Consider the following 7,212-nt stretch of genomic DNA (forward strand, 5'->3'; position numbering starts at 1 on the left):
GAACCGGAAGTATCCGGTTCCTCAGCCCCTCACCCGTTCAGCGGTAACCAGCCGTCAGACGTAGCGTTCGAGGATCGAGGACTCCGCCAGCCGCGACAGCCCCTCGCGCACCGAGCGGGCGCGGGCCTCACCGACGCCGTCCACGGTCTGGAGGTCGTCGACGCTCGCGGCGAGCAGCTTCTGGAGCCCTCCGAAGTGCTCCACCAGCCGCTCGATGACCGCGCCCGGCAGCCTCGGCACCTTCGCCAGCAGCCGGAACCCGCGCGGCGAGACCGCCGAATCGAGGGTCTCGGGCGAACCGCTGTACCCCAGCGCGCGGGCCACCGTGGGGAGTTCGAGCAGCTCGGAGTGGGTGAGCCGGTCCAGCTCCGTCAGCGCCTCGGGCACCGTGCGGGAGCGGCGCCCCGTGGGCTGCGGCACATAGTCGCGGGCGACCAGCTCGCGCTCCGGCTCCACGCCCGCGATGAGTTCGTCGAGCTGGAGGGAGAGCAGCCGGCCGTCCGTGCCCAGCTCCACCACGTACTCCGCGATCTCCGTCGCGATGCGGCGCACCATCTCCAGGCGCTGCGCGACGGCCGAGACGTCCCGGACCGTCACCAGATCCTCGATCTCCAGCGCGGAGAGGGTCCCGGCGACCTCGTCGAGACGCAGCTTGTAGCGCTCAAGGGTGGCGAGGGCCTGGTTCGCGCGGGAGAGGATCGCCGCCGAGTCCTCCAGGACCCGGCGCTGACCGTCCACGTAGAGCGCGATGAGGCGCATGGACTGGCTGACGGAGACCACGGGATAGCCCGTCTGGATGGACACCCGCTGCGCGGTGCGGTGCCGGGTGCCCGTCTCCTCCGTCGGGATCGACGCGTCGGGCACGAGCTGCACGCCCGCGCGCACGATCTTCGTGATGTCCCGGTCCAGGATCAGGGCGCCGTCCAGCTTGCACAGCTCGCGCAGGCGCGTCGCTGTGAAGTCCACGTCCAGGATGAAACCGCCGGTGCACAGCGGTTCGACGTTCTTGTCCATGCCGAGGAGGATGAGCCCGCCGGTGTTGCCGCGCAGGACGCGCTCAAGGCCGTCGCGCAGGGCCGTACCAGGCGCGACCGCGCTCAGTGTGGCGCGCATCAGGCCATCGGCACCGGAACTCGCACCGGAACTCCCACCGGCCCTGCCGGGAGCTGCTGCCCGGTCGTTGGCTGCCACTGCACTCCTTCGGTCGTGCGTACGTACGGGCGAGACCAGGGCAAAGTCTACCGGCGGCCCTACGCCCCCTGCGCGGCGCTTCGCTCGGGTCGCGCCCCTTCCGCCCCGGCGCCGTCCTCCGGGGCACTCCTCGGGGAGCCCTTGGAGGCACCCTTCGGCGCACCGCGCGGGGCGCGTCCGGGGAGCACCCGCAGCGCTTCTCCCATGTCGGCGACTTCCTTCACGCGCATCCCCGGGGGCACCTTTCCCGGGTCCGACGGGACGAGCGCGTGCGTGAAACCGAGGCGCGCCGCCTCCGCCAGTCTGCGCTGCACACCGGTGACCCTGCGCACCTCGCCCGCGAGGCCCACCTCGCCGATCGCCACGAGGTTCTGCGGCAGCGGGGTGTCGCTGGCGGCGCTCGCGAGGGCCAGCGCGACGGCGAGATCGGCGGCCGGTTCGGTCAGGCGCACGCCGCCGACCGTGGCGGTGTAGATGTCGCGCTTGCCGAGCGCGCTGATCCGGCCGCGCTGCTCCAGCACCGCGAGCATCATCGAGACCCGCGAGTTCTCCAGCCCGGAGGTCGTGCGCCGGGGGGAGGGGATCTGCGTGTCGACCGTCAGCGCCTGCACCTCAGCGACGAGCGGGCGGCGGCCCTCCAGCGTGACCGTCAGACAGGTGCCGGGCACCGGTTCGTCGCGCCGGGTGAGGAAGAGGCCCGACGGATCGGCGAGCCCGGTGATGCCCTCGTCGTGCAGCTCGAAGCAGCCGACCTCGTCCGTCGTCCCGTAACGGTTCTTGACGCCGCGCACCAGCCGCAGCCGCGCGTGCCTGTCGCCCTCGAACTGGAGGACGACATCGACGAGATGCTCCAGCAGCCGGGGGCCCGCGATGGAGCCGTCCTTGGTGACGTGGCCGACGAGCAGCGTGGACATGCCGCGCTCCTTCGACGCGCGGATGAGCGCGCCCGCCACCTCGCGCACCTGGGCGACGCCGCCGGGCGCGCCGTCGATCTCGGGCGAGGCCACCGTCTGCACCGAGTCCAGGACCAGCAGGGAGGGTTTGACCTCGTCCAGATGGCCCAGCACGGCGGACAGATCGGTCTCGGCGGCGAGATACAGGTGGTCGCTTATGGCCCCGATGCGGTCGGCGCGCAGCCGTACCTGGCTCGCCGACTCCTCGCCCGTCACATACAGGGTGCGGAGCGACTCGCTGCTCGCCTTCGCCGCGACGTCCAGGAGCAGCGTGGACTTGCCGACGCCGGGCTCGCCCGCGAGGAGGATCACGGCGCCCGGCACGAGGCCGCCGCCGAGCACGCGGTCCAGCTCGGGCACGCCCGTGTCCCTGGCCGTGGCCTGCCTGCCGTCCACCTGGCCGATGGGCAGTGCGGCTGCGGAGACGCGGCCCGGCGCGGTGGTCCGCACGGCCGGGGCGCCGCCCGCCTCCTCGACCGTCCCCCAGGCGTGGCACTCGGGGCAGCGGCCGAGCCACTTCGCGGTCTGCCAGCCGCACTCGGTGCAGCGGTACGTGGGGCGGTCCTTGGCGGACGGCTTACGGGTGGCCATGCGCGTCACCGTAGCCGCCCGCACCGACAGCGCGGACCTGGCACCCGCGCGAGGCCCGGGGCGCGGAGGCCCAGATGGGGGCGAATCCACGGAACGCGCCTGTCCTGTCCCCTTTCGAGGGAGATAGTCACCCGTAAGGATTAAACCTGTGCAACCGGGTCCGGTGAAGCGCCATCATCCGCCTACCGTCGCCGAGTGATGAACAGCAGGCGCGAGCACCCCACGGACATCACCGGCGCACACCGGGCGCATCCAGTGCGCCGGCCGAGGCAGCACGAGCGCACCGGGCGCCCCGGCCACTTCGCCGAGCCCTCCCGCGTGGCCCACCAGGAGCGGCCGGAGCGATCCGAGGGGTCCGGGCGCCCCGGTGCGGCCGGGGCCGCTGGGACCGCCAGGACCGGCGCCGGGTCCGTCGGGCCCGGCGGACCCACGGGGACGACGGGGCCGTCCACGGGGCCCACCGGAGCTACGGGCCCCACGCCGCCGCCCACCGACGGCGTGGCGGCCGGGACCGGCGCGGGCGGCGCGCGGGACGGCGGCGAGGGGCAGGACGCGGGCGGCCCCGAGCGCTATGAACCGTATCTGGACGGCCTGTTCACGTACTGCCTGTCGGTCATGTGCGAGCACGACACCGCGACCGCCGCGCTCGGTGAGGCCCTGGCCCTCGCCGAGCGCCAGCACGAACGCGGCCGTACGCCGTCCGACCACGCCCTGCACCGCCCCTGGCTGTACGCGCTCGCGCGCTGGGCCTGCCTTCGCCGCCTCACCGAGCAGCGCCAGCAGACGGAGCGCTCGGAGCGGCCGGAACACGCGGGCGCCACCCCCGGATCCCACCTCTCGGGGCCCGCCGCCACCCAGCGCCGCCGCGAACTGGCCGCGCTCGCCTGGCCCGAGGCGGCGGGCACGGCACCCGAGCAGCGCGAGGCCCTGGAACTGGCCGTCCGGCACGGGCTGCCGCCCAAGGAGGTCGCCGCCGTGCTGTCGCTCGGCCTGGACGCGGCCAGCGCCCTGCTCTCCAACGCCGCCTGCGAGGTCGAGCGCACCCGCGCCGCGCTCGCCGTCGTCAAGTCGAAAAGCTGCTCCGCCGTCGAGCGGCTCGCCGGGGACGACCGCCTGCTGCTCAGCACGGCGCTGCGGCGCGAACTGGTCCGGCACGTGGACGAGTGCGCGGACTGCCGCCGCGCCGCCGAGCGCGCCATGGCGGGCGTCTCCTGGCCCGGCACGGCCCCCGTGGGCACCGGCACCCTCGCCGTCCTGGAGGCCCCGCGCCCCGCCGTGCGCGCCGCCATGGTCGCGGTGCGGCGCGCCCGCTTCCAGCACGGGCCGCGCTTCGACCGGAGCGGGTTCCCCGTCGAGGTCAAGGACCGCAGCGCGCGCCGGGACCGCATCCGCAGCCGCGCCGTCACCACCACCGTCGTCGCGACGGTCCTCGCAGCGCCCGTCCTCGCCCTGTGGGCCGCCTACCGGGGCGCGCCCCTCACGGGCGAGTCGGACGGCGCCAGCGTCTCCGCGAGCGAGCGCGAGGACCGCGCGGGCCTGGACGGCTATCCGTACGAGAACGCGGCACAGGGCGGCACCGAGCGCGGCGCACACGGCGAGCGTGACGGCACGCCCTCGCAGCACGGCAAGGGCGCCTCCGGCGCCGCAGCCAAGGCCGAGGGCGCGGACCGGGGCCGTTCGGGAAGCGCCTCGGGCACGCCGTCCGCGAGCGGCACGAGCAGCGGTACGCGCGGCGGCACGGGGCAGCTCGCGGTGGACGCCCGCCCCGCCGGGCGCAGCACCCTCATCACGCTCACGGCGCGCGGCGGCTCCCCGGTGCGCTGGTCGGCCTCGGCCGAGGCGCCCTGGCTGGTGCTGAGCCGTACGAGCGGGGTGCTGCGGCCCGGCGAGTCCACGACGCTCCGCGTCTCGGTCGACAGGTCCCGCGAGCCCTCCCGAGCCTGGTCGGCCGGTATCCGCTTCGCGCCGTCCGGCGCCGTCGTCACGCTGGAGGGGCGGGGCCAGGGCTCGCCGCCACCGAGCGGTGACCCCTCGCCGCCCCCGTCCGGCGATCCGTCGCCCACGGACCCGCCCTCGTCCGAGGATCCGTCCCCTTCGGACCCGCCCGCCGACGACCCGAGCACGGGCCCCGGCGATCCGGGCGGTTCCCCCTCGTCGGGCTGACGGCGGCGGGCGCGAAGCGCGAAAATCAGGCCCCGGAGCCGGTCCCGGTGGCGTGTGTCGCGGGCGGCGGGTCGGCGGGGTGCGGGGCCAGCAGAGGCAGGCTCGTACGCGAGCCCGGCGCCACATGCATGGCCGAGGCGACGGCCTCGGCGGACGCGATCCGCTGCTCGCACAGCTCCGCGAGCTGCCCGTAACCGGCCTCGCCCATCAGCTCGATCAGCTCCGGCCGGTACGACTCGTACACCGGCTTGCCCGCACCGTGCGCCGACGGCGCCGACGTGCACCACCAGTGCAGATCGTGCCCGCCTGAACCCCAGCCCCTGCGGTCGTACTCACCGATCGACACGATCAGCACCTGCTCGCCGTCCGGCTGCTCGACCCACTCGTACGTACGCCGGATCGGCAACTGCCAGCACACGTCCGGCTTCGTCTCCAGCGGCTCACGGCCCTCACCGAGGGCGAGGGTGTGCAGGGCGCAGCCGTAGCCGCCCGAGAAACCAGGACGGTTGTGGAAGATGCAGGCACCCTCCCAGCGACGCGTCTGACGGTCGCCGTCCTCGTCCTCCTCGACCCACCCCGTCGACGTGCCCACCTCGTGGAACTGCCAGGTGTCCGGCGTGAGCCTGGCGACGTGTTCCGCGACGCGCCGCTCGTCGTCCTCGTCGGAGAAGTGCGCGCCGAGCGTGCAGCAGCCGTCCGAGGCCCGGCCCGGACGGATGCCCTGGCAGCCCTGGCCGAAGATGCAGTTCCAGCGCGAGGTCAGCCAGGTCAGGTCGCAGCGGAAGACCTGCTCGTCGTCGGAGGGATCGGGGAACTCCACCCAGGCCCTCGTGAAGTCCAGCCCCGTCTCCTCGCTACGGGGCTCCGGCGCGGCCGGTGCCTGCCCGGCCTCCACGGCCCGCACGGTCTTCGAACCGTCCTGCTTCTTACGCTTCGCCGCTTTCGTCTTACCCACGCCCCCAGCGTAAGCGCCGGGCCACCGCGTCGAGCCCTCGCGCCGGGCCGACGCGCCGCGACGGTACCGCGACGGTGCCGCGCCAAAGAGGGCGCACGGTACGGGGATCCGCCGCGAGGCGGACAGGACCGCCGCACAGCGGGCTCTGTGCGGAACCGCGTCGGCCCGGACGCGCAAAGCCGGATAGCGTGCTGTACATGAGACTCGGTGTCCTGGACGTGGGCTCGAACACGGTCCACCTTCTCGTCGTGGACGCGCACCCCGGTGCGCGCCCCCTGCCCGCCTACTCGCACAAGGCGGAACTGAAACTCGCCGAACTCCTCGACGACGACGGCGCGATCAGCCCCGAAGGCATCGACCGTCTCTCGGCCACCGTCAACGAGGCGCTCGGCGTCTCCGAGGACATGGGCGTCGAGGACCTGCTCCCCTTCGCGACCTCCGCCGTACGCGAGGCCAGCAACGCCGACCACGTCCTCGCCGGTGTCACCGACGCCACGGGCGTGAAGCTGGAGGTCCTCTCCGGCGAGGAAGAAGCCCGCCTCACCTTCCTCGCGGCGCGGCGCTGGTTCGGCTGGTCGGCGGGGCGGCTGCTGGTGCTGGACATCGGGGGCGGTTCGCTGGAGGTCGCGTACGGGCTGGACGAGGAACCCGACGCGGCGGCCTCCCTCCCCCTCGGCGCGGGCCGCCTCACCACCGCGTGGCTGCCGGGCGACCCGCCCGATCCGTCGGACGTACGGGCACTGCGCCGTCACGTGCGGGCCGAAATCGCCCGCGTGGTGGGCGAGTTCAGCCGCTTCAACCCGCCGGACCACGTCGTGGCCACCTCCAAGACCTTCAAGCAGCTCGCCCGGCTCTCCGGGGCTGCCCGCTCCACGGAAGGGCTCTACGTGCAGCGGGAACTGGACCGCAAGGCGCTGGACGAGTGGGTGCCGAAGCTGGCCGAGATGCCGGCGGGGGAGCGGGCGGAGTTGCCCGGGGTTTCCGAAGGGCGCGCCCGGCAGTTGCTCGCCGGGGCGCTGGTGGCCGAGGGCGCGATGGATCTGTTCCGGGTGCCGCAGGTGGAGATCTGCCCCTGGGCGCTCCGCGAGGGCGTCATCCTCCGCCGCCTGGACCATCTCCGCACGTAACCCCTTCGCGGGCCGCGGAAGGAAACGAGGGGTTGCCCCTTCACGCTGGTGTGCCCCTTCACGGGGTGCGCGGTGAAGGCCACACGGGGTGCCCGTTTCTCGCAGGGGTGCGCTTTGCCTGGTGCCTCTTGGGGTTTCGTTCGCGTGTTGGGGGCCGGTGGCACGGGTTGTGCCCACCCGTCCCGCCTTGCGGGACGATTGCCCACAACTTTTTGGCGTGCCGGCGCCGGTC

Annotated in this window: 5 protein-coding genes; 2 read left to right on the forward strand and 3 right to left on the reverse strand. The window is 74.1% G+C overall.

Features of this window, described 5'->3' with window-relative positions; all coding sequences use genetic code 11:
- Window positions 1-54: 54 nt before the first annotated feature.
- On the reverse strand, window positions 55-1,191 hold the full coding sequence (gene disA / locus ACWGJ2_RS39790; protein ID WP_453351296.1) for a DNA integrity scanning diadenylate cyclase DisA: 1,137 nt from the start codon (window positions 1,189-1,191) through the stop codon (window positions 55-57).
- Between the two features lie 59 nt (window positions 1,192-1,250).
- Complete coding sequence (gene radA / locus ACWGJ2_RS39795) at window positions 1,251-2,735, reverse strand: DNA repair protein RadA (protein ID WP_453351297.1); 1,485 nt, start codon at window positions 2,733-2,735, stop codon at window positions 1,251-1,253.
- Window positions 2,736-2,933: 198 nt separating this feature from the next.
- On the opposite strand from radA, the gene ACWGJ2_RS39800 reads away from it, so the two are divergent.
- Window positions 2,934-4,898 (forward strand): BACON domain-containing protein, encoded by a 1,965-nt coding sequence (locus ACWGJ2_RS39800; RefSeq protein ID WP_453351298.1) that lies wholly within the window; start codon window positions 2,934-2,936, stop codon window positions 4,896-4,898.
- 25 nt (window positions 4,899-4,923) lie between these two features.
- On the opposite strand, the gene ACWGJ2_RS39805 is transcribed toward ACWGJ2_RS39800, so the two are convergent.
- Window positions 4,924-5,802 carry a hypothetical protein gene (locus ACWGJ2_RS39805; protein WP_453351300.1) on the reverse strand — a complete coding sequence of 293 codons (879 nt, stop codon included), beginning with the start codon at window positions 5,800-5,802 and terminating at the stop codon, window positions 4,924-4,926.
- 248 nt (window positions 5,803-6,050) lie between these two features.
- On the opposite strand from ACWGJ2_RS39805, the gene ACWGJ2_RS39810 reads away from it, so the two are divergent.
- Window positions 6,051-6,980, forward strand: coding sequence for a Ppx/GppA phosphatase family protein (locus tag ACWGJ2_RS39810; protein WP_453351299.1), 930 nt, complete (start codon window positions 6,051-6,053; stop codon window positions 6,978-6,980).
- Window positions 6,981-7,212: the final 232 nt, after the last annotated feature.

The organism is Streptomyces sp. NPDC054796 (assembly GCF_053611545.1).

What these genes read in the sequence shown, in the direction of transcription:
- radA (WP_453351297.1), bottom strand. Translation starts at nt 2,735, where the DNA reads ATGGCCACCCGTAAGCCGTCCGCCAAGGACCGCCCCACGTACCGCTGC.
- ACWGJ2_RS39800 (WP_453351298.1), top strand. Translation starts at nt 2,934, where the DNA reads ATGAACAGCAGGCGCGAGCACCCCACGGACATCACCGGCGCACACCGG.
- ACWGJ2_RS39810 (WP_453351299.1), top strand. Translation starts at nt 6,051, where the DNA reads ATGAGACTCGGTGTCCTGGACGTGGGCTCGAACACGGTCCACCTTCTC.